Source organism: Roseburia sp. OM03-7AC (genome assembly GCF_003462625.1).
Lineage (GTDB): Bacteria > Bacillota > Clostridia > Lachnospirales > Lachnospiraceae > Roseburia_C > Roseburia_C amylophila.
Genome location: NZ_QTZJ01000004.1, coordinates 67,040 through 89,877 on the forward strand (window position 1 = coordinate 67,040; position 22,838 = coordinate 89,877).

The window sequence follows — 22,838 nt, forward strand, 5'->3', positions numbered from 1 at the left end:
CCTTTCGTCTAGTACTCTACAACTCCCATATACCGGCGCATATCCAATGGGTGTCCGCTCTTATTCTGAATTGCAGTACGGTATAACACGCTCATTTCATAGAACAATGGAGCATTAAAATAATCTACGCAGGAATCATCTATTGCATCCATTCCACAATCTGCTGCATCAATAATCTCATATTTTTCCGCATATTTATTTAAAAATACTTCTGCTCTTTCATCAATCATTCTTGTTTTTCCTACCGATTTTAAGAGGATATAAATATGGTCTTTATCTGTTACCTCAAATGGTCCATGGAAATATTCTGCGGAATCAAGATAACAGCAGTCCATCCACTGCATCTCCTGAAGAGAACAGATTGCAAATCCGTATGCCTGTGCATATGCAGAACCGGATGCCATAATATATAAAAATGGTGCATTATAATAATGTTCTGCAAAATTCCATGCCTTATTCTGAAACTTCTTTGTTGCATTACGGATAATTGCATCGCATTTAGTGATTCCATCCTTCATTCCTTCATAAAGTTTATACTCCGGCTCCTGTCTGTGAATCAACTCATTTATAATACTGTAATTTAATCCTAATGGTCTATCCTTCTGTAATGTTTCCGGCTCCCAATCATAGACAATTGCATGGAATTTTTCACTGTCGCAGGCACTGCCCGGTGTATGTGTATATGTAATTACAAATGCACCTTCCTTTACACCAAGTTCTGCTGCTTCTACCGTTTCTTTTGTATTTCCACCATGTGAACAGATAATGACAACAGAGTGTTTTCCAAGTTTCTTTGGAGGGGTTAAAACAAATTCTTTACTGGTAATCCACTCTGCTGTCATGGTGGATGATTCTCGGTTAATAAAGTAACATGAAGAATAAAGGTCAACCAGAGAGCCTCCACAGGCCACAAAATATACTTCACTGATTGTTCCATTTTCCTTTTCAATTATATCAACAAATTTTTCTACGTTAAATTCTGATGCATGCATTTTTAAATACCTTCTTTCTTAGTTATTTTTCTTAATCAGTTTTCTCATTAAAATTGTTATAGCCATACCAAGTACAGCAGTTCCCATCAGGAAGCCAAAAATCATTGGATAAGCATTATTTCCAAATTTATCCATCCACTTTCCAAAAATTATATAGTAAAAAGAATCTGGCAAATATCCGATAATAGATGCAATTCCAATTACAGTTCCTGCATATATCGGTTTAAATTTACATTCCTGTAATCCCGACCAGATTACTCCGTAAAGCATCATACCAATTGCACTTGGTAACAAAGAAACAATTGTTGCCAGTACCGGACTGATGTTGGATGGCATTATCAATACTCCACCATAAATCACAATTGTAATTCCAAATGCAGTAATATACCATTTTGTAGAAGATTTAAAAATCTTATCTACGATAATTCCACCAATCGGACATAAAAGGTTCATAAGATTACTTCTCACAATACTGATAAAAGATGAATGTACCAACGGTATACCAAGTACATCCGTCAGATATGGTGAAAAATAGGATACACTTGTATACAGACCATATGCACATAATACCATCAGTGAAAAGAGCCAGGTCATCGGATTCTTTAACGCTTCACCGACATATTTAATTTTAAATTCTTCATCAGAAGATTTTGTCTGTGTAATACTTTTTTCTTTAAAAAATATCATTGTCAGAATTAAAGCAACTGCTGTAAATGCTACCATTGCCCATACTGCAATACTAAAGGAAGTAGATGGGTCATCTGATAAACGGCTTACCTGTAAACATACTGCATTTAAAATTGCAGAAATAATACCTGATGCAGCATAATAAATTCCATAACACATTCCCTGCTCTTCTGCTGTGCCAACCTGACCTACTGCTTTGGTTATTGCTGCCCAGAATACAAAAATTGTAGACACACCAAGTCCAGCCCATAATACGCAGGCTACTGCAAAATTCATGGTAAGTGCATAAATAATTCCGATAACTACAGAACCCAGAATAGAGCCTACTAGACATTTTTTCACAGACCACTTATCAGCTAATATTCCACCGGGAATCAATGTAATCGTATTTGCTGCCGCATAAATTGTCATTAAAATTCCTGACTGGGTATTTGTAATTCCCATAGCTGCAATCTGCTGATCATAAAACACATATCTGATATAAGGGAAACAATACATAACTGCATTTACAAGTCCCAGAATAAAAAGTACCCATAACGTTTTTGCACTCAAATGTGCTTTTGTTTTGTCACTCATCGCAAAACCTCCTTTACCTATTCTCCATTTCTTTATAAACATCCTGTCCAGCACATATGGTTCTTAAAACATGTGCCTTTCGAATTTCTTCAATATCTGTTTTGAGAAGATTCCTGTCAAAAACTACTATATCAGCCTGCTTACCGCTTTCCAGCGTTCCTAATATATGTTCCTGTTCCATGGCATACTGGCTTCCAATTGTCCAGGTTTTTAACATTTCCGGTATTGTCAGACCATTTTCCGGCTGAACCGGTTCTTTTCCATCTGCGGCATAGGTTCCGCATCCATAATAAATTGCCTCAGGTATATCCGGTATTAACATCGGAAGATCCGTTGCACCACTTAAAATCACACCATGATCTGCCATTGAACGATAATTCATATAACGGCTCCGCCTGCTACCAAGTTTTTCATCATAGTCTTGTTTCCAATTTTCACAGGAATCCAACTTATAAACCTGTGTATAAATCTCACCAAAGACTCCAAGCTGTGCCATTTTTTCTTCGTCCACTGCACCCGTCAATTCCAAATCAGTAATTCCATGTCGATTCTTTAATCTTCCATTTTCCTTTTCACATTTATCATAAATCTGAAGAATTTTATGGAAGGAACCATCCCCTTCAGAATGCAATGTAAATCTGAATCCTTCACGGTCTGCTGTAAGTACATCTTCTTCTAATAATGCATAATCAATATTCTTTTGGCAACAATAATCTTTTCCCTCATATGGCTCCATCAGATCTGCCTCTTCTGAGACAATCAATCCATCTGTCATCTGATTATAACCGGAAAACCTTAAAAAATCAGAATGATATTTCTTCTTCATTTCTTTTCCATATGCTAAATCCATTTTCTTTCCTACTGGTTGTGACATAAAGGAAATCCGAAGGCTCAATTCTGCTTTCTGTTCTAATTCAGCCAATATATCTGTAAATCCATAAAAATTATCAAATCCCATTTCTTTTACAGATGTTATCCCATGGCTGTTTAACATAGACATATATGCCTTAAACTGTGGAATAATAAAATCTCTATCATTCAGATAAATTTTCATAATTTTATAAATTGCCTCTGAACTTCCGCATGTATCTGGTGTAAACCCAAACACTTCTTCTGCAACTTTGTTCATAGCACAATACCCATGTCCGGCAGTAAATAAAATAACCGGTCTTTTAACCTGTTCCAATTCACCTCCCTTATTTATTTTTTCTGCCAGCTCCGGTTGTAAATGATTTCCAAATAAAACGACCGTCTCCGGATTCATTTCCAGATTTTCTGATAACCGTTCAACTATTTGTTTCAGATTAACTGCTTCTGATAAATCCACACCAAGATAATCCACTACATATCCTGTGAAAAATGTATGGGTATCACCAAATCCCGGGCAAATGGTTCCCTCTCCATAGTCCACAACTTCAGTAGATTCACCCACCAGTTCATTTGGGATATCTCCACATCCGACTTCAAGAATCTGTTTTCCTTTTATTGCCACATATCCTGGATATGCCTCTTCTGAAACAGAATCAAAAATACAGGTTGATTGAAATATCTTGTCTGCTTCTTTTTGCATTTTTCCACCTCCTTTTGTTAAATTGATTATATCATCATATAACGTTATATTGCAATATTGTTTCTTTTTCTCAAATCACTTTCAGCATTCTCAACATTTTATTATCTATTTTTTATACTTTCCCTTTACTTTTTATTACTTTTTATACAATTTTTCACATAATCTTTTCAATATAATGTTTTTTAAATTCATATTGTCATGCAAAACATTATATGTTATTATAATGTTTGTGAGGTGATATTATTATGAAATTGAACACAACCAGTGATATACCACTGTTTGAACAGTTAAAAAATGATTTACTCGAACAAATAAAAAAAGGAATTTATATTTCCGGTCAGCAAATCCCGACAGAAACTGAATTGTCTGAACTATATCATGTGAGCCGTATTACCATAAGGCGTGCAATTACTGAATTATGTAATGAAGGGGTCTTAATTAAGAAACAGGGAAAAGGAACCTTTGTAAAAGAGCGGAAAATTTTTCGTAAACTGGAACATACTCTCAGCTTTTCTGATGCATGCAAAACCAACCAAATGGAAGCTTCTACTATTGTAACAAAACGTGAAGTCATACCATATGAACAGTATCATCTTGATAATGCTGAACTCTTTGAGGGCGATTCTATTGTTTATATCCAACGTATTCGATATGCAGATGCAACACCTATTATGATTGAGAACAATTATTATCCATGTCACAAATTTTCATTTTTGCTGACAGAACCTTTAGATAGCTCTCTGTATCAGCTATTTCGTGAAAAATATGATATCTGCATTGGTTGTTCACAGAATTCTTATATTGATGCAGTAAAAGCCTCAACGGAACAAGCCAATCTTCTTCATATTTCACCCGGTGACCCATTGTTTCTTTTTCATACAGAAATGTATGATATTCACAATGAGCTCATCCATGTTGGATATGAATATATCTGTGGCAGTAAATACCGTTTTTGTTATGACAATTCATAACTTCATTCTTATATTCAGCAAATTTCCAGCATACAAAATGCTCTGTTTTCTAATTATGAAAACAGAGCATTCCTCTTTTTATCTGAAGCAGATATTCTTTATTTATTTTTCATTGCAACCTGCAATGCCTTGGTAATTGCACTTCCTACCACGAAGCAGGCTGCTGCTTCAACCAGTCCGTTGACACCTACAAAGGCAATGACAAAACGGAATGGATTTAATCCGCCTGCCAGTGACTGTATGTAATCGGAGCTGAAGAAAAAGATTACCAGTGTTGACATGAAGAAAAAGGTATTTAAGATTGGACCTGCCAGGTTGGCAATTAAAATCTTCCAGTTCTTCATTTTCGGAAATTTGGATAATCCCTTATAGATAAGTCCGGTCAACCAGCCCATCAGAATTCTTGATACTACACATACCACGAAGGTTCCAAATGGATTGATGCCAAGGAGTACTGCTCCAAAAGGACTCATTCCAAAGCACTGGATAAAGCTTGTGATTCCAAATACTGCTCCTAATACTGCTCCACCCAATGGTCCTAAAATAATGGCACCAATTGTAACTGGAACTACAATCAATGTAATTTCCAGACCAAGTGTCTTAATATAACCAAGTGGGGTAAAAGCCAGAATCAGAATGATTGCAACCAACAGAGCCATCTCAACGAGTTTCACTGTTCTGCTACTTCTATTCATAGTCTCTTCCTCTTTTCTGCATCTGTCTGCCGATGCCGCAATATTATTTGTCTGCCACACTGCCAAAACAGTTTCCTGCAAACCTTGTTTAGAATACCACTTTTTTCCACTGTATACAATGTATGTACCAAAAAAAATACCTGCGGTTTAACTACAGGCAACATACTTTGCAAATTTCCCGTCAGGTGCATAAAAAGGGCATCACACAAATCTTCCGGTTTGCATGACACCCTTTTATCACACATCTCAAATGAGACTCATCCAAGATGAAATATTACATCCGTAAACGGATTATTTTGCAGCCATTTCCTCTTTTAAAGCTTTTGTAAGAGCTGGAACGATCTTGTTTAAGTCTCCCACTAAACCGTAATCTGCAACGTCGAAGATAGGAGCATCTTCGTCTTTGTTGATTGCGATGATGAGATCAGAATCTTCCATACCAGCTACGTGCTGGATTGCTCCGGAAATACCGATTGCAAAGTAAATCTGAGGACGAACTGTCTTTCCTGTCTGACCTACCTGTAAGTCAACTGGAAGCCATCCATTCTCTACAACTGCACGGGAGCAGCTTACTGTTCCACCAAGAACTTCTGCTAAGTCCTCTAACAGTTTGAAGTTTTCTTTAGAACCAACTCCACGACCACCGGATACTAAGATCTTAGCGTCCATAATGTTTGCTGTATTCTTAACTTCTTTTACGATATCCATGATTTCAACATATCTGTTGTTTGGTGTAAATCCTGGATTGAACTCGATAACTTCTGCTTTTGCACCTTTGATTGGAGCAATTTTCTGCATAACGCCTGGACGTACAGTAGCCATCTGAGGACGGTTATCCGGACAAGCAATTGTTGCGATGGTATTTCCACCGAATGCAGGACGGGTCATCAGTAACTGATTGTGTTTCTGCTCCTGGTTTCCAACCGGATTGATTGGAAAATCACCAATCTCAAGAACAGTACAGTCAGCTGTCAGACCTGTTGCAACTCTTGCAGATACAGTAGGACCAAGGTCACGACCGATTGCTGTTGCACCAACTAACATAACTTCTGGTTTGAATTCATTGATTACAGATGCTAATGCATGTGCATATGGCTCTGTTCTATAGTTCTTCAGTTCCGGATCATCTACTACGATAACTTTATCAGCGCCGTACTCAGCAAGCTGATCTGCAAGACCTTTCACATCAGAACCAATTAATACTGCAGTTACTTCTGTATTTAAATCTTTTGCAAGTTCTTTGCCCTTTCCAAGTAACTCAAAAGCAACACCATTTAATGTGTTGTCTACCTGCTGCGCAAAGACAAATACTCCTTTATACTCTTCTAAACCCATTTTATTCACCACTTTTCCTTATTTTTATTAGATGATATGTTTCTCTTTGAATTTGCCAATTAAGTAAGATACTGCTTCGTCGGTATCGAGAGCAACCTTCTCGCCTGCACCTTTACGGACTTTGTCAGATGCTTTTGCGATTTTGGTCGGTGAACCTTTCAGACCAAGGTTAGAATCATCTACGTCTTTAAGGTCAGCTCTGCCCCATACAGTTACTTCTTTGTCAAATGCATCGAAGATTCCGCCCGGAGTCATGTAACGCGGCTCGTTTAATTCAGATAATGCTGTCACCAAGCAAGGCATTTTTGCTTTTAATACATGATATCCATCTTCAAACTGACGCTCAACGATTACGCTGTCACCTTCTACTTTGATATCCTGTGCATAGGAAATAACCGGAAGTCCAAGATGCTCTGCGATCTGAGGACCAACCTGTGCGGTATCTCCATCGATAGCCTGACGACCTGTGATAATTAAATCATAGTCAAGGTTTCTTAATGCACCAGCGATTGTAGTAGAAGTAGCCCAGGTATCTGCACCACCTAATACACGGTCTGTTACAAGGATTCCCTTGTCAGCGCCCATTGCCATTGCTTCACGAAGAACTTCATCAGCCTTTGGAAGTCCCATGGTAAGTACAGTAACTTCTGCACCGTACTGATCTTTTAATCTTAATGCTGCTTCCAGACCTGCTTTGTCATCTGGGTTCATGATAGTGAGCATTGCAGCTCTATCCAAAGTACCATCCGGATTAAATTTTACTCCGCCTTTTGTATCTGGTACCTGTTTTACACATACAACTATTTTCACGGTATATTCACTCCTTATATTTTTAATTTGTGTGCGCCATGATTTTTCGTTTAAAATCCTTTTGCGCCGATCTGTCAGAAACTATTTTAATAATGCGCCAGAAATAACCATTCTCTGAACTTCGCTTGTTCCTTCGTAGATCTCTGTAATCTTAGCATCACGCATCATACGCTCTACATCGTATTCTCTGATGTATCCGTATCCACCGAATAACTGAACTACTTCTGTAGTAACTGCCATTGCGGTTTCTGCTGCGAATAATTTTGCTTTTGCTGCTTCTACAGAATATACCTTCTGTGTTGCTTTAGCCATAGCAGCTTTGTAAACCAGCATCTGAGCTGCTTCAATTCTGGTTGCCATATCAGCAAGCTTGAACTGGGTATTCTGCTGCTGAGCGATAGAACGACCAAACTGTTTTCTTTCTTTGGTGTATGCAACTGCTCTGTCTAATGCACCTTCTGCAATACCAAGTGCCTGAGCTGCGATACCGATACGTCCGCCATCCAGAGTATGCATAGCGATTGGGAATCCTTTTCCTTCCGGTCCTAACAGATTTTCCTTTGGAATTCTGCAGTCTTCAAAGATTAACTCGTATGTAGATGATCCACGGATACCCATTTTCTTTTCTTTTGTTCCGAAGGAGAATCCAGGAGCTCCCTTGTCCACGATGAATGCAGAGAAGTTCTTCTTCTTTCTTCCTCTCTTATCTTCGGTAACACTTGTGATTGCGATTACAATATAAACGTCTGCAACTTTACCGTTTGTAATAAAGCATTTAGATCCGTTTAATACCCACTCATCACCATCTAATACAGCCTTGGTCTGTGCTCCCTGGGCATCTGTACCAGCACCAGGCTCTGTTAATGCGAATGCGCCAAGCTTCTCACCTGTTGCAAGTGGCTTTACATATTTCTGTTTCTGCTCTTCTGTACCGTAAGTCATAATTGGGTCGATGCAAAGAGAAGTATGTGCAGATACGATAACACCTGTTGTACCACAAACTTTAGATAACTCTTCTACACACATAACATAGGTTAATGGGTCACATCCCTGTCCGCCGTACTCCTTTGGTACCGGAATTCCCATGAAACCAAATTTTGCCATTTTATCAACTGTTCCCTGTGGGAATACTTCTGTCTCATCAACTTCCTGAGCCAGAGGTTTTACTTCGTTTTCTGCGAAATCTCTGAACAGAGTTCTCGCCATTTCATGTTTCTTATCTAAACTGAAATCCATGTTCTGAAATCCTCCATAAATTTTATTTTACTGAGCGTCAACCGGGGTCTTTGTACGGTCAGCGTTGTATACATAGAATCCTTTTCCGCTCTTAGCGCCGAGGTTACCACCACGAACCATTTTACGGATTAATGGACATGCACGATATTTGCTGTCGCCTGTCTCGTTGTAAAGTACATCCATGATTGCAAGGCAGATGTCAAGACCAATGAAGTCACCTAACTCAAGAGGTCCCATTGGATGATTTGCACCAAGCTTCATAGCTGCGTCGATACCTGCGATATCAGATACACCTTCCATTTTGATAAATGCAGCTTCGTTAATCATTGGGATTAAGATACGGTTTACTACGAAACCTGCAGCTTCATTTACCTGTACCGGAGTTTTTCCGATTTCTACAGAGATTTTCTTAATAGCTTCTACTGTTTCAGCAGGAGTATTTACACCAGCGATAACTTCGATTAATTTCATTCTGTCTGCCGGGTTGAAGAAATGCATACCTACCATTGGACGGGTAAGACCATTTCCGATTTCTGTAATAGAAAGACTGGATGTATTAGAAGCAAAGATACATTCTGGTTTAGCAATCTTATCAAGCTCCTGGAATGTTGTCTTCTTAACGCCCATATCTTCGAATGCTGCTTCTACGATTAAATCGCAGTCTGCGCAAAGATTCTCTTTTAAACCTGGTGTGATTTTAGCAAGGATTCCGTCAACAGTTTCCTGTGTCATTTTTCCTTTTTCTACCAGTCTTGCATATCCTTTTGCGATTTTCTCTTTTCCGCCATCAGCCCATTCCTGCTTGATGTCGCAAAGAGCTACTTCATATCCTTCTACCTGAGCAAATGCTTTTGCAATGCCCTGTCCCATGGTACCTGCACCAATAACGCCAACTTTCATGTTAGTCCTCCTTAAAAATTTATGTATTATATTTACCCGAAAACGAAAGCCTTCTGGGTTATAACTTGCAACGCAAGACCCGAGAAGCGTTTTGCACTTCCCGGGTATATTTACTTATTCAGAAAGAGTGAATTAGTCTCTCTCAACGATTGTTGAGCAGCCCATTCCACCACCGATACACAGAGTAGCAAGACCTTTCTTAGCGTCTCTCTTCTGCATCTCATGAAGCAATGTAACTAAGATACGGCATCCAGATGCTCCAACAGGATGTCCAAGTGCGATTGCACCACCGTTTACGTTTACCTTAGACATATCAAATCCAAGATCTCTTGCAACTGCGATTGACTGAGCAGCGAATGCTTCGTTTGCCTCGATTAAGTCGAAATCATCGATAGACATTCCGGTTCTTGCAAGAACTTTCTTTGTAGAAGCAACAGGTCCAACACCCATGATTTCCGGCTCAACTCCGCCAAGTGCTCCTGCAACCCATGTAGCCATTGGTTTAACACCAAGCTCTTTTGCTTTTTCTTCGCTCATAACAACGATTGCTGCTGCGCCATCGTTGATACCGGAAGCGTTACCTGCAGTAACAAGTCCGCCCTCTTTACCAGAGCAGCATCTTAATTTGCTTAATGACTCAGCAGTTGTGCCTGGACGTGGTCCCTCATCTGTGTCAAACATAACAGTTTCTTTCTTAACCTTAACAGGTACAGGAACGATTTCGTCTTTGAATCTGCCTTCAGCAATTGCTTTTTCACATTTCTGCTGGCTGTTTGCTGAGAACTCGTCTAACTCTTCACGGGTAATTCCGTATTTGTCACATACGTTCTCTGCTGTAATCATCATATGATAATGATTAAATGCGTCTGTTAATGCATCATTTACCATGGTATCGATAATTGTTGCATTGTTCATACGATATCCAAAACGAGCTTTTGTCATAGCGTAAGGTGCCATAGACATGTTCTCCATACCACCTGCAACAACGATGTCTGCCTGACCAGCCATAATCATGTTTGCAGCTTCGTTTACACATTTCAAACCAGAACCACAAACTACGTTTAATGTAAATGCAGGAACCTCGATTGGTAAACCTGCTTTGATAGAAGCCTGACGTGCAACGTTCTGTCCCTGTGCTGCCTGGATTACACATCCCATCATTACTTCATCAACCTGTTCTGGTTTAACACCAGCTCTGTTTAATGCTTCTTTGATTACGATTGCGCCTAAATCTGCGGCTGGAGTATTGCTTAAAGCTCCTCCCATTTTACCGATTGCGGTACGACATGCGCCTGCTAAAACTACTTTCTGTGCCATTTTCTCGTCTCCTTCTGAATTAAATTTGCCTTTTACTATTGTTATTTTTTTAACAATCTTTTGTAAAAAAAATAAAAGAAAGCCTTTCCGGCTCTTTCCCGACAATCTGATGTTATCATAGAAAGGGGATTTTTGCAAGTGAAACTTGCTTTATTGAGCCGGATTTTCAGCTTTCCTTAATAAAATACATGGTTTCCGATTACAGTTCCATTAATCAGTCCGTTGTTTCTGCGGAAATATAAGCAGTTTAAGGTTCTTGTGCCTGCTAACACTTCTGTTGCAGCCTGCACACAGGACGCATCTGCCCCGGATGAAAGCACTACTGCGAAACGACCGCTGGCTACCGGTGAGAACTGCCCGCTCTGATAGATGACACCTACCACGGTATCCGGGAAATAACTGCTGTCCACACGGTTCATGACCACGCTTCCAACGGCAAGCTTCCCTTCATAGCTTTCGCCGCCTGCTTCGCACTGGATCAGTGCTGCCAGCATGGCAACATCACTGGCATTCACTGTCCCGCCACCGGAAGCATCGCTTCCTGTGGTATTATCCCCGGTGGATGTCCCATCCGGATTTGCATTATTATCTGAAGCAGCTGGCTGCTGACTGTTAATAAGTTCCTCTTCCTGACGCTTAATCTCCTCCTGACGGGCAGCATCTTCTTTCGCCTTCTGTGTCTCTAATTCTTCCTCATAGGCTTTCTGTCTTGCGATTTCCGCATCTGTGTCTGCTATTTCTGTCTCTGCATCTGCAACATCCGACTTTGCTGCGCTTATTTTTTCCTGCTGGGCTGCCACCAGACTGTCTGCCTTGCTCTTCTGCTCCTGCTTCGTCTGTTCTGCCGCAAGCAGTTCTTCTTTTGCCGTCTCTAAATCTTCCTTCTGCTGTTTTAATTCAGCCAGTGTATCCTCATAATCAGAAAGCTCCTGCCTGTCATAATCATAAATGGATTTGGCATATTCCATCCGGTTTAAAAAATCCGAAAAGGAGCTTGCTCCAAGCAGCAGCTCCAGGTAAGACTGATTGCCATTTTCGTACATATATTGTACTCTTTTCTTCATGGCTTCGTACTGGCTCTCAGAACGTGTTGTCAGCTCTGCAATCCGGCTTTCTGCTGCTTCAATCTCCACATTTTTCGCCGCAATTTCATCCTGGGTATCCGCCAGTTCGTTGCTGATTTCCTGCAATCCATTATTTAATTCCGTCAGTTCATCGGAAAGATTTATCTGATATTCTTTCAAGGAATCAAGCTGCGACTGCTGTTCCTCTCTCTGACGTTCCAGCTCTTCCACGCTGCTTCCGGTGTCCTTAGATGCCAGATCCACTCTTTCCTTGGTACCGGTGTCTGCCTGCACCGTCATCTGTATCATCAGAAACAGTATCAGCAATGCGGAAAACATACGTCGTTTACTGTTTTTCTTCATATCTTTATCCTCTTTTATGGATTTATCACGCCTCTTGTTTTCTTCCTTTATTATAGACGGCTTTCTTATGAAAATGCAACGAAAAACTACACTTCTTTTTCAATCCCAAGATTGTTTTTCCTCTCTGCTTGTGCTATATTTGAACTAGGAATTTTAACGGAGAAAAACATATTTTGTAAGGAGGTAACCGCTATGCTATTTATACGGACAGATGACTTAAAACCCGGCATGCGTCTTGCTAAACCTATCTATAATAAATTGGGCGTCATGCTTTATGACCGCGACACCAGACTGACCCGGCAGGGTATCGAAAGTATCCGGAATTTCGAGCTGATTGGTATTTATATTCTGGAGCCTGCCGAACCGGTTCCGCCATTATCCGACGAGGATATTGCTTTCGAACAGTTCCAGACCATTTCCATGTTCCAGCTTCGCGACTGCATGGATATGATTCGTAAAGGCAGACAGCCGGACAAGCTTCCAACGCTGGTCTCTTCGATTCTGTCCCAGTATGGCCGTCTTGACCACAAGCTGAACTTTGCGCAGAATTTAAGAAGCTCTGCGGATTATGTATACAAGCATTCCATCAGCGTTGCTATTCTGGTCGCCATGCTGACTCACCAGTTAAATATGCCGGATGATTTTCAGCAGACCTGTGTAACGGCTGCTCTGCTCTATGATTTTGGCTGGCTTTTAGTTCCGACCGAGCTTGCTGAAAAAACGGATCCTTTAACAGAAGAAGACGAAAAGAAAATCCTTGCCTGCCGTATCAAGAGCTTAGATTATCTGAATCCGCAGACTCACAGTATAAAGTTATCACCGGATGCTTTAAGAATCATTACCCAGTTTATTACACTCTCCGCTCCGGAAGAGGCTGCTGACCCATCCAAGATTTTCCGCAGCAGCGGCACAAAGCTTTTACAGGTTGCAGATGCCTTTGACCGGATGACCGCCATGAGCCTAACCAATGAGCCGATTTCCGAAATCGTTGCCATGAAATATTTGCAGGAGTTTCCGGAAAAATATGATACAAAGATTGTCCGTGCACTTTCTCTTTGCATCCACATTCTTCCAAGAGGTGCCTGTGTAGATTTATCCAATGGCGAAAAAGCGATGATTCTTGAAGATAACCCGGAGGATTATTCCAAACCTCTTATCTTACAGTTTACTAATAATGAAATCTTTGATTTGCGTGACCCGCACATCTATGACATTATCCAGATTCAGGATATTATGAAGACCATGGATAACCGGATTGCCATTGATGAAAATACTTTAAAGCATTTTACCTCAGACAAATATATCAAAGATGTAGCCGACCGTTTCCGCAAGCGCCAGAATCAGGCTGCCGCAACAGCCGCTGCCCAGCCGGCACCAAAGAAAAAGGCTGCAAGAAAGAAGCTGGTGTAGGATTATCAATACAGAATAGCCCACATATGTTCAATCCAAGAAAACCTTGAACATATGTGGGTTTCTTTTAAATGGGACAGCTATTATTTAATATTTAAATTCTTCATATAACATTCTGTCTAAGCTATGTTCAGTCAAAAAAAAGAATATCATATCGCAAAACAGTCTCAAATTATCTTTCTCGACTACATAACTTAAAGAGTTTAAAATTCCCTTTTCTCCCTCAACCTCATACTTTATCTTTCTTTCCTGAATTTCATCTTCAAATCCACATATTCCCATCGGAACAACAACATTATACCCTTTATAATTAACATAAACTCTACATTTACTTTCTTCATATTGAACTTTCAATGAACATAAGTCGTTTTCCCAAATATCAAATTTTTCTTTCTTTTGGATTCTCCACATTTCATTTTCTCCACGGGAATTTTATTTTTTGTAATGGACCAAATCATATGGATAATATGGTACATCTTTCAAATTGCTGTCATCTAAATTTAATATTTTTGCAATAGCTCCTGCTTCAAAACTCCAATAGCCATAATATATATTCTGGCTGCTTTTATGAGCCTCATAACACTCGTATTCTTTATTATACCAGTCCTCTTTCAAATATTTCTCCAATAAATCTGATTTATCTCTTTCTTTAACTAACTCTTTCATTATTTGAAATATGTCTGGTCTTACTTCTCCGCCATTTACTTTTTGGGTTAATTTTAAAATCCTGGCTGTATCTTCCGCTATGAATTCGTCGAAATATTGTTCACTTTTAATATAATCTCTCATTCCCTGATTTTCTCCATTTGGTATGCACCACTGTATCATTAGATAACTTTATTTTCCATTAATGCTTTTTCTATTCGCTGCACCTTTTTCGCATCATCCAGAGTTTTCCACGCATGATGTGTCACATTGGGCATCTCCACACAAATAATTTTTTCCGGCTCAGCCATTAAATCTTCAAAATCATCCGCGGCGCAATAGATGCATTTTTTATGGTTCATTGCAAAGTCAATCTCACCTTCCTGTATCCTGTCACAAGTCATGCCAAATATATGATTAATTATATTTTGCAATTTTTCTTCTGAAAATTCTTTTTGATGCAAATTTAAAATAGATTTCACTTTATCAATAAAATCATTATAAACATCATCCTTCAACAAATTAATATATGCATAACTCATACCGTTATGAAATAGCACTAATCTCTCACCATATGAAAAATCTGATAAATAATAAAATTCATTAATTTTCCCACAATTTGTGCATTTAGCAGCTTCTCTTCTTACTTTTATTTTCATATTCATCCTATAATATATTTTTTTGCTTTATCACCAATTTGCTCGATACTTTTCATTTAAAACAGAATCCATATGATTATCAACCAAAAAGAAATATATTTCATCTAAAAACTTTTCTTTATCCTCTTTTTTAATAACAAAATGTTTATCAAATCGGTCGTTGCCTTCCATACGAACATCTTCTATTGATGCCAACTTTAAATCTTCACCAAACTCCCATACCAACATAGGTATTGTCAAATTAAATCCCTTATAGTTGATATATATTTCATCATTCTCCATCAATTCAAAAACTTTTATCTTTAAATCAATGTCTCTGTTTACATATATTATATAATTCTCTTCCGTTAATTTATCCCACAACATATAAAACGCCTTTTATATCCTCTAATCCAGATTAGATACTATTGCTTTTATAGTGAACCAAATCATATGGATAATACGGTACATCTTTCAAATTGCTGTCATCTAAATTTAATATTTTTGCAATAGCTCCTGCTTCAAAACTCCAGTAACCGTAATACAATTTTTCTTTTGCTTTATGAATATCGTACCATCCCATATTTTTATGTCCCACATACCAATATTTTTCCAAATATTCTTTTATTTTTTCAACTGCTTTTTCTTTATTTGCAACAATATCCGTCAACTTATCATATGGAAAGCCAAAAGAATAGTCTCCTTCCAGTTGTTCTATGCTTCCATGCATTTTGTAATTAACAAAAAATTCCAATAAAGCATCTTTCCGATTATATTGAGTTACCAAATCCGACAATATACCAAACTTTTCTCTACTTACATCGAATAAAATTGCAAGTGCCATCATCCACAGCATATCAATATAGCCAGAATTACCATTCCAATACAATGGCATATCATTTAATAACTGTATAAAATCATTTTCTAATTTTTCTATATCTTCACCACTAGAATATCTTGCAATAAGTAATTCAAATTGTATAGCATCAATCTTTCTTTTTACCGAATAAATTCTATCTTCTCTTACCTCATTATTTTCTAACTTATTTTGAAAATTTTTTATTCTTCCTGTCTCTTCCAAAATATATTCCCTAAAATATTTTTCATTCATTACTGTATCACGCAATGTCTGTTTCTCCTTAGTAGTGCTTCTTTCATATCATCGCCAACGATGCGCTTTTAAGAATTTATCCGGAATTCTTAACTTCAGTTCTCTTTCTAATTCTTTAAAAAAGACATCAAAATCAGCTTCTTCCCACCATTGTTGTGAGTTACTTAATGCCACTGTTCTTTCTCCATATAATATGCAGCATCCAAATCTTCCTCTTTCATAATTCAACCTTATTGGTCTCCTTAAAGACCTGCTATTCTATTTTTATTGCCCTATATCATTTGGGATTATCACCGGAGAATTCCGGTATCTATGAATTGTCCTATCTGATTATTTCATATCATTTTCCATAGCTCAGTACTCCCGCTGATTCTTCAGCAACTACCTATCAGATTAACCATTTTACATTTCTTTGTCAATTGTCATTTTTATTCAAATTATGTTTCCGCTTTTGTATATATTATATAAACGCTGCCTGCGCCTGCTACCGGCAGCTTCTTACAGATGCCTGACAGCAAAAATTTCAGCCCCATGTGTTCCACTCGAAACACATGAGGCTGTTTTTTCTCTTAAATATTCTTCACGGTTGCAATATCTACCAGAGTAAGCTCTGACTGGGCATTCTCCAAGCTGGTTGCCAGTGCATTGGCTGTATCCATTGCCGTGATACAGTATACGCCGGTCTCAATTGCATTACGGCGAATTAGGAATCCGTCACGGTTCTTATCACCATTTCCCTGGGTAGGAGTGTCGATGACAAGGTCAATCTTATGTCCTAAGATTAAGTCCATAACGTTTGGTGACTCCTGGGTAATCTTATTGACACGCAGTGCATCTACGCCATGCTCCTGTAAATATTTTGCAGTACTTCTGGTTGCATAAATCTTGTAGCCTAAGGCTGCAAAACGTTTTGCTACGCCGACTGCTTCCGGCTTGTCCGCATCTTTTACCGTCATAATCATCTGCTTATATTTCGGAAGCTGAACACCTGCTCCTAAGAAAGCTTTATATAAAGCTTCATCAAAGGTCTTGGCAATTCCTAAGCATTCTCCGGTGGACTTCATTTCCGGTCCAAGGCTGATTTCTGCTCCACGCAGTTTCTCGAAGGAGAATACCGGCATCTTGATTGCGATATAATCTGCGGTTGGTGCAAGTCCCGGTGTGTAGCCCATTCCTTTGATGGTATTTCCAATGATAACCTTGGTTGCCAAGTCTACGATTGGAATACCGGTAACTTTACTGATATATGGTACCGTTCTTGAAGAACGTGGATTTACTTCGATAACATATACCTGCTCGTCCATTACGATAAACTGGATATTAATCAGTCCCACTACATGTAATGCCTGAGCCAAACGCTTGGTATATTCTACCAGCATTTCTCTTACTTCATCACTGATGGTCGGTGCCGGATATACGGAAATACTGTCTCCGGAATGTACTCCGGTACGCTCGATATGCTCCATGATACCTGGAATTAAAATATCTGTTCCATCGCATACGGCATCTACTTCGATTTCCTTACCCATCAGGTATTTATCAACCAGAATCGGGTGATCCTGAGCAATACGGTTGATGATTCCGATAAATTCTTCAATCTCTTCATCATTGTATGCAATCTTCATACCCTGTCCGCCCAATACATAGGAAGGACGAACCAGTACCGGGTAACCCAGACGGTGTGCAACTTCTTTGGCTTCCTCTGCGGTAAATACAGTTCCGCCTGCTGCTCTTGGGATTCCGGTCTTCTCTAAGATTTCATCAAAGAGCTCTCTGTCCTCGGCAGCATCTACATCTTCTGCCTTGGTTCCAAGAATCTTGACACCCATCTTCATTAAGCTTTCGGTCAGCTTGATTGCGGTCTGTCCACCGAACTGAACAACAGCTCCGTCCGGTTTTTCTAATTTTACAATTGCCTCAACATCTTCCGGGGTCAACGGCTCAAAATACAGTTTATCTGCAATATCAAAGTCTGTTGATACAGTCTCCGGGTTGTTATTTACGATAACTGTCTCCCAGCCTTCCTTGGCAAATGCCCAGGTGCTGTGTACAGAACAGTAGTCGAACTCGATACCCTGTCCGATACGGATTGGACCGGAACCTAATACCAGAACTTTCTTCTTCGGTGTTGTCTCTTCTGCTTCGTTTTCACTGCCAAATACGGAATAGTAATATGGAGTGGATGCTTCAAACTCTGCGGCACAGGTATCAACCATCTTAAAGGCTGCTACGATACCATTTTCGTAACGCATGTCATGAATTTCTTTTTCACTCTTTCCGGTAAGATCTGCAATGACTTTATCCGGGAATTCCATACGTTTTGCTTCTTTTAAAAGCTCTACGGTAAGTGGTTTTGTCTTTAAATCCTGCTCCATCTCAACTAAGATAGCCAGTTTGTCAATAAACCATTTATCAATCTTTGTAATCTCATGAATTTTATCATAAGATACGCCACGACGCAGTGCTTCTGCAATAACCCAGATTCTGCGGTCATCTACTACATGTAACTGCTCCTGTAACTCCTCATCAGAAAGCTTGCTGAAGTCATAGGATAAAAGACTGTCTACATGCTGCTCTAAGGAACGGATTGCTTTCATCAGGGCACCTTCAAAGTTATTGCAGATACTCATAACTTCTCCGGTTGCTTTCATCTGTGTTGTTAACGTACGTTTTGCAGTGATGAATTTATCAAATGGAAGTCTTGGGATTTTTACTACGCAGTAGTCTAACATCGGCTCAAAACTTGCATATGTCTTTCCGGTAATTGCATTCTTGATTTCATCTAAGGTATAGCCCAGTGCAATCTTTGCAGCAACTTTTGCAATCGGATATCCGGTTGCTTTGGATGCTAATGCAGAAGAACGGGATACACGAGGATTAACCTCGATAACACAATATTCGAAGGTTTCCGGATGCAGTGCGTACTGTACGTTACATCCACCGGTAATATTTAATTCGGAAATAATATTAAGTGCAGAAGTACGCAGCATCTGGTACTCTTTATCACCTAATGTCTGGGAAGGTGCTACTACGATAGAGTCTCCGGTATGTACACCAACCGGGTCAATGTTTTCCATATTACATACAGTAATACAGTTTCCATTGGCATCACGCATTACTTCGTACTCGATTTCCTTCCAGCCTGCGATACAACGTTCTACCAGTACTTCTCCGACACGGCTCAGACGAAGTCCGTTGGATAAGATGTCGATAAGCTCTGTCTCATTATGTGCGATTCCGCCGCCGCTTCCTCCTAAGGTATAAGCAGGACGAAGTACAACCGGATATCCGATGGTATTGGTAAATTTGATACCATCTTCTACATTGTGTACTACCTGGGATGGTGCACATGGCTCACCGATTTTTTCCATGGTATCTTTAAATGCCTGACGATCCTCAGCCTTAAAAATTGTCTCAGCAGTTGTACCAATCAGTTTGACACCATGTTTCTCTAAGAATCCGGATTCTGCTAACTCCATACCAAGGTTAAGACCTGCCTGTCCACCTAAGGTAGGAAGGACGCTGTCCGGTTTTTCTTTTATGATAATCTGCTCTAATACTTTTGCAGTTAATGGCTCGATATAAACTTCATCTGCAATATCCTTATCCGTCATAATGGTAGCAGGATTGGAGTTCACCAGAACAACTTCGATTCCTTCTTCTTTTAAAGAACGACATGCCTGTGTTCCTGCATAGTCAAACTCTGCAGCCTGTCCAATGACAATCGGACCTGAACCAATTACTAATACTTTTTTAATATCTTTATTCTTAGGCATTATTTCGTTCCTCCCATCATCTCAATAAAACGGTCAAAAAGGTAAGCAGAATCCTGTGGTCCCGGACATGCTTCCGGATGGAACTGTACGGTAAAAATGTTCTTTCCGACATACTCTAATCCTTCGTTGGTTCCATCGTTTACATTTACAAATGCCGGTTTTGCAATTTTCTCATCCAGGGTATTGGTATCTACTGCATAACCATGGTTCTGGCTGGAAATGTATACACGGTTGGTCTTTAAATCCTTAACCGGATGATTTCCTCCACGATGACCATATTTCAAATGATATGTGTCTGCACCGGTTGCAAGTGCCATCAGCTGATGTCCCAAGCAGATTGCAAAAATCGGTGTGTCGGATTCATATAATTTACGAATCTCTGCAATAATCTCCTTGCACTCCTTCGGGTCTCCAGGTCCATTACTTAACATGATTCCGTCCGGATTGGTGCTTAAAATTTCTTCTGCTGTGGTGTGTGCCGGATAAACGGTAACTTCACAGCCTCTTTTATTTAATGACTGGGCGATGTTTCTCTTAGCACCAAGGTCTAACAGTGCTACTTTTTTGCCCTTTCCAGGCAATACGCTTTTCTCTTCACAGGTTACTTTATCTACCACATTTCCTGTGGTGTAGGCCTTTAATTTTGGAATAATCTCATCCAGATTGTAATTCTCATCTGTTGTAATCATTCCATTCATTGTTCCCTTTTCACGTAAGAGCTTGGTTAATGCTCTGGTATCAATTCCTGCAATTCCCGGTATATCGTATTTTTTCAGAAAATCCTGAATGGTTCCTTCGCAGCGGAAATTACTCGGCATTCTGGATAATTCTCTTACAATATATCCATCTACCCATGGACGTCCTGACTCCATGTCCGGTGTAATTCCATAATTTCCAATCAAAGGATATGTCATTACTACCGCCTGTCCTGCATAAGATGGATCTGTCAGTACCTCTAAATACCCTGTCATCGACGTATTAAATACGATTTCACTGATGACTTCCCGTGTTGAACCGATGCTGGTTCCGGTAAATACATTGCCATCTTCCAATATAAGAAAAGCTTTCATTTGTTCACCCTGTCCTTTCTATTCTTCCGATACCTGCGCAAAAAAAAAGAGTCAGTCATCTCTTTTTCCTTCCTTTTGCATAAAAAATGCACCAAACCTGCACAGGCTACCTAAATTGTAAAAATTCTACCATATCGGGAAGGTTTTTTCAACCTTTTTCGCAAAACAAATAGTCACTAAGTTTGATGCATATTTATCCATTTTTTATGCATTTCTTCTTTTTCCCTCTATAATAACCACCCTTCCATTTTCCCGGCACATCAAAAGAAGCCGCATTACTGCAGCTTCTTTGACGTTTGTTAAAGAATATCATTTATCTATAGGAGTACGATTATTTCACATTAAAAGCTTTCATTCCCGGATATACTGCGCTTTCGCCCAATTCCTCTTCGATGCGGAGTAACTGGTTGTATTTTGCAACACGCTCACTACGGCTTGGTGCCCCGGTCTTAATCTGGCAGGTATTCAATGCTACTGCCAAATCCGCAATCGTGGTATCCGCTGTCTCTCCGGAACGATGGGAGCTGATTGCTGTATAGCCAGCCTTATGCGCCATCTTGATTGCCTCTAAAGTTTCAGATACAGAACCAATCTGGTTTAACTTAATCAGGATTGCATTTCCTGCACCCAGTTCAATTCCCTTGGAAAGACGTTCTGTATTGGTAACAAATAAATCATCACCAACTAACTGCACCTTGTCTCCAAGTCTTGCTGTAAGTTTCTGCCAGCCTTCCCAGTCTTCTTCATCCAGACCATCTTCAATGGAGATAATCGGGTATTTCTCGCATAATGCTTCCCAATGTTCAATCAACTGCTCTGCAGTATATTCCGTGCCAGCTTTCGGAAGTTTATAAAAACCTTTGCCTTTTTCGCTCTTCCACTCAGAAGATGCAGCATCCATGGCAATCTTAAAATCTTTGCCCGGTTCATAACCAGCTTTCTTGACTGCCTCTAAAATAGTTTCGATTGCTTCTTCATCTGATTTTAATGCAGGTGCAAACCCGCCCTCATCACCCACTGAAGTGGCAAGTCCACGTTCTTTTAATATAGAAGCAAGTGCATGGAATACCTCTGCACACCATCTTAAGCACTCTTTGAAGCTTGGTGCGCCTACCGGCATGATCATAAATTCCTGCACATCAAGACCAGACGATAACGCATGGCATCCGCCATTTACAATATTCATCATCGGTACCGGAAGACGATTGCCGGAAATTCCACCAAGGAAACGATACAGTGGAATATCTAAAGAAATAGCTGCTGCTCTTGCTGTTGCAATGGATACTGCAAGAATTGCATTGGCTCCCAGTCTGGATTTGTCTTTGGTTCCATCTGCCTTACGCATTGCCGCATCAACTGCATAAATATCAGATGCATCCATTCCTGTGATTGCATCATTGATAATTGTATTGATATTTTCTACCGCCTTCGTTACCCCTTTGCCAAGATATCTTGATTTATCTCCATCTCTTAATTCCAGTGCTTCAAATTCTCCGGTTGATGCACCACTTGGTGCAGTTCCTCTTCCCACTGTACCATCTGCAAGATATACCTCTGCTTCTACAGTAGGATTTCCTCTGGAATCCAAAATTTCACGTCCGACTACTTTTTCAATCTCTAAGTAATTCATGTCCTATACTCACCTTTCCTCTTCACATTTTGTCAGATACAG

21 protein-coding genes are annotated in these 22,838 nt (G+C 39.6%); 2 read left to right on the forward strand and 19 right to left on the reverse strand.

All coding sequences use genetic code 11. The features are described from left to right. Positions 1-8 precede the first annotated feature (8 nt). Genes DXB39_RS09880 through DXB39_RS09890 form a run of 3 tightly spaced genes read right to left on the reverse strand, consistent with a single transcriptional unit; the run spans position 9 to position 3,825 of the window. A complete protein-coding gene (locus DXB39_RS09880; RefSeq protein WP_227700321.1) occupies positions 9-992 on the reverse strand; it encodes an SIS domain-containing protein in 984 nt (327 codons plus the stop codon). Between the two features lie 18 nt (positions 993-1,010). Further along, positions 1,011-2,255: an MFS transporter gene (locus tag DXB39_RS09885; protein ID WP_158561532.1), complete on the reverse strand. Its 1,245-nt coding sequence runs from the start codon at positions 2,253-2,255 to the stop codon at positions 1,011-1,013. 13 nt (positions 2,256-2,268) lie between these two features. After that, positions 2,269-3,825: an amidohydrolase gene (locus tag DXB39_RS09890; RefSeq protein ID WP_117841803.1), complete on the reverse strand. Its 1,557-nt coding sequence runs from the start codon at positions 3,823-3,825 to the stop codon at positions 2,269-2,271. A gap of 245 nt (positions 3,826-4,070) precedes the next feature. Here DXB39_RS09890 and DXB39_RS09895 point away from each other — a divergent pair, with 245 nt between their 5' ends. Further along, positions 4,071-4,796 (forward strand): GntR family transcriptional regulator, encoded by a 726-nt coding sequence (locus tag DXB39_RS09895; RefSeq protein ID WP_117841802.1) that lies wholly within the window; start codon positions 4,071-4,073, stop codon positions 4,794-4,796. A gap of 98 nt (positions 4,797-4,894) precedes the next feature. Here DXB39_RS09895 and DXB39_RS09900 read toward each other — a convergent pair whose 3' ends face one another. From DXB39_RS09900 to DXB39_RS09930, 7 genes are all read right to left on the reverse strand, one after another. Continuing rightward, entirely contained in the window at positions 4,895-5,491 is a 597-nt protein-coding gene (locus DXB39_RS09900; protein ID WP_117699203.1) for an ECF transporter S component, read from the reverse strand. 291 nt (positions 5,492-5,782) lie between these two features. After that, positions 5,783-6,826 carry an electron transfer flavoprotein subunit alpha/FixB family protein gene (locus DXB39_RS09905; protein WP_117699200.1) on the reverse strand — a complete coding sequence of 348 codons (1,044 nt, stop codon included), beginning with the start codon at positions 6,824-6,826 and terminating at the stop codon, positions 5,783-5,785. 27 nt (positions 6,827-6,853) lie between these two features. Then, a complete protein-coding gene (locus DXB39_RS09910; protein WP_022244337.1) occupies positions 6,854-7,636 on the reverse strand; it encodes an electron transfer flavoprotein subunit beta/FixA family protein in 783 nt (260 codons plus the stop codon). An 81-nt stretch (positions 7,637-7,717) separates the two neighbouring features. Next, positions 7,718-8,872, reverse strand: coding sequence for an acyl-CoA dehydrogenase (locus DXB39_RS09915; protein ID WP_022244336.1), 1,155 nt, complete (start codon positions 8,870-8,872; stop codon positions 7,718-7,720). Between the two features lie 27 nt (positions 8,873-8,899). Next, positions 8,900-9,772: a 3-hydroxyacyl-CoA dehydrogenase family protein gene (locus DXB39_RS09920; RefSeq protein WP_022244335.1), complete on the reverse strand. Its 873-nt coding sequence runs from the start codon at positions 9,770-9,772 to the stop codon at positions 8,900-8,902. 132 nt (positions 9,773-9,904) lie between these two features. Continuing rightward, positions 9,905-11,089 carry an acetyl-CoA C-acetyltransferase gene (locus DXB39_RS09925; RefSeq protein ID WP_117841801.1) on the reverse strand — a complete coding sequence of 395 codons (1,185 nt, stop codon included), beginning with the start codon at positions 11,087-11,089 and terminating at the stop codon, positions 9,905-9,907. 176 nt (positions 11,090-11,265) lie between these two features. Next, entirely contained in the window at positions 11,266-12,516 is a 1,251-nt protein-coding gene (locus DXB39_RS09930) for a cell wall hydrolase (RefSeq protein WP_117841800.1), read from the reverse strand. 192 nt (positions 12,517-12,708) lie between these two features. Between DXB39_RS09930 and DXB39_RS09935 the strand changes: the two genes are divergently transcribed. Beyond that, positions 12,709-13,926, forward strand: a complete 1,218-nt coding sequence (locus DXB39_RS09935; protein WP_117841799.1) for an HD-GYP domain-containing protein — start codon at positions 12,709-12,711, stop codon at positions 13,924-13,926. Between the two features lie 87 nt (positions 13,927-14,013). Here the strand turns inward: DXB39_RS09935 and DXB39_RS09940 are convergent, their stop codons facing one another. From DXB39_RS09940 to eno, 9 genes are all read right to left on the reverse strand, one after another. After that, entirely contained in the window at positions 14,014-14,337 is a 324-nt protein-coding gene (locus tag DXB39_RS09940; protein ID WP_117841798.1) for a hypothetical protein, read from the reverse strand. 21 nt (positions 14,338-14,358) lie between these two features. Further along, positions 14,359-14,715 (reverse strand): PoNe immunity protein domain-containing protein, encoded by a 357-nt coding sequence (locus DXB39_RS09945; RefSeq protein WP_199535132.1) that lies wholly within the window; start codon positions 14,713-14,715, stop codon positions 14,359-14,361. Between the two features lie 38 nt (positions 14,716-14,753). Continuing rightward, positions 14,754-15,230, reverse strand: a complete 477-nt coding sequence (locus DXB39_RS09950) for a hypothetical protein (protein WP_117841796.1) — start codon at positions 15,228-15,230, stop codon at positions 14,754-14,756. A 30-nt stretch (positions 15,231-15,260) separates the two neighbouring features. Next, positions 15,261-15,596, reverse strand: coding sequence for a hypothetical protein (locus DXB39_RS09955; RefSeq protein ID WP_117841795.1), 336 nt, complete (start codon positions 15,594-15,596; stop codon positions 15,261-15,263). Positions 15,597-15,627: 31 nt separating this feature from the next. After that, on the reverse strand, positions 15,628-16,335 hold the full coding sequence (locus DXB39_RS09960) for a PoNi-like cognate immunity protein (protein ID WP_117841794.1): 708 nt from the start codon (positions 16,333-16,335) through the stop codon (positions 15,628-15,630). Between the two features lie 33 nt (positions 16,336-16,368). After that, entirely contained in the window at positions 16,369-16,548 is a 180-nt protein-coding gene (locus DXB39_RS09965; RefSeq protein WP_199535133.1) for a hypothetical protein, read from the reverse strand. Positions 16,549-16,889: 341 nt separating this feature from the next. Then, the gene (gene carB, locus DXB39_RS09970; protein WP_117841792.1) at positions 16,890-20,096 is read right to left on the reverse strand and encodes a carbamoyl-phosphate synthase large subunit; all 3,207 of its coding nucleotides are present in this window, start codon (positions 20,094-20,096) and stop codon (positions 16,890-16,892) included. Then, positions 20,096-21,166 (reverse strand): carbamoyl phosphate synthase small subunit, encoded by a 1,071-nt coding sequence (locus DXB39_RS09975; RefSeq protein ID WP_022243003.1) that lies wholly within the window; start codon positions 21,164-21,166, stop codon positions 20,096-20,098. The genes carB and DXB39_RS09975 overlap by 1 nt, the downstream gene beginning before the upstream one ends. Before the next feature lie 331 nt (positions 21,167-21,497). Further along, entirely contained in the window at positions 21,498-22,796 is a 1,299-nt protein-coding gene (gene eno, locus DXB39_RS09980; protein WP_117841791.1) for a phosphopyruvate hydratase, read from the reverse strand. Positions 22,797-22,838: the final 42 nt, after the last annotated feature.

Bases quoted from the DNA above. Each gene is read 5' to 3' on its own strand.
- DXB39_RS09955 (WP_117841795.1), bottom strand. From the start codon at position 15,596: ATGTTGTGGGATAAATTAACGGAAGAGAATTATATAATATATGTAAAC.
- DXB39_RS09940 (WP_117841798.1), bottom strand. From the start codon at position 14,337: ATGTGGAGAATCCAAAAGAAAGAAAAATTTGATATTTGGGAAAACGAC.
- DXB39_RS09925 (WP_117841801.1), bottom strand. From the start codon at position 11,089: ATGGCACAGAAAGTAGTTTTAGCAGGCGCATGTCGTACCGCAATCGGT.
- DXB39_RS09975 (WP_022243003.1), bottom strand. From the start codon at position 21,166: ATGAAAGCTTTTCTTATATTGGAAGATGGCAATGTATTTACCGGAACC.
- carB (WP_117841792.1), bottom strand. From the start codon at position 20,096: ATGCCTAAGAATAAAGATATTAAAAAAGTATTAGTAATTGGTTCAGGT.
- DXB39_RS09905 (WP_117699200.1), bottom strand. From the start codon at position 6,826: ATGGGTTTAGAAGAGTATAAAGGAGTATTTGTCTTTGCGCAGCAGGTA.
- DXB39_RS09950 (WP_117841796.1), bottom strand. From the start codon at position 15,230: ATGAAAATAAAAGTAAGAAGAGAAGCTGCTAAATGCACAAATTGTGGG.
- DXB39_RS09930 (WP_117841800.1), bottom strand. From the start codon at position 12,516: ATGAAGAAAAACAGTAAACGACGTATGTTTTCCGCATTGCTGATACTG.
- DXB39_RS09915 (WP_022244336.1), bottom strand. From the start codon at position 8,872: ATGGATTTCAGTTTAGATAAGAAACATGAAATGGCGAGAACTCTGTTC.
- DXB39_RS09935 (WP_117841799.1), top strand. From the start codon at position 12,709: ATGCTATTTATACGGACAGATGACTTAAAACCCGGCATGCGTCTTGCT.
- DXB39_RS09945 (WP_199535132.1), bottom strand. From the start codon at position 14,715: ATGAGAGATTATATTAAAAGTGAACAATATTTCGACGAATTCATAGCG.
- DXB39_RS09880 (WP_227700321.1), bottom strand. From the start codon at position 992: ATGCATGCATCAGAATTTAACGTAGAAAAATTTGTTGATATAATTGAA.
- DXB39_RS09890 (WP_117841803.1), bottom strand. From the start codon at position 3,825: ATGCAAAAAGAAGCAGACAAGATATTTCAATCAACCTGTATTTTTGAT.
- DXB39_RS09885 (WP_158561532.1), bottom strand. From the start codon at position 2,255: ATGAGTGACAAAACAAAAGCACATTTGAGTGCAAAAACGTTATGGGTA.
- DXB39_RS09895 (WP_117841802.1), top strand. From the start codon at position 4,071: ATGAAATTGAACACAACCAGTGATATACCACTGTTTGAACAGTTAAAA.
- DXB39_RS09920 (WP_022244335.1), bottom strand. From the start codon at position 9,772: ATGAAAGTTGGCGTTATTGGTGCAGGTACCATGGGACAGGGCATTGCA.
- eno (WP_117841791.1), bottom strand. From the start codon at position 22,796: ATGAATTACTTAGAGATTGAAAAAGTAGTCGGACGTGAAATTTTGGAT.
- DXB39_RS09900 (WP_117699203.1), bottom strand. From the start codon at position 5,491: ATGAATAGAAGTAGCAGAACAGTGAAACTCGTTGAGATGGCTCTGTTG.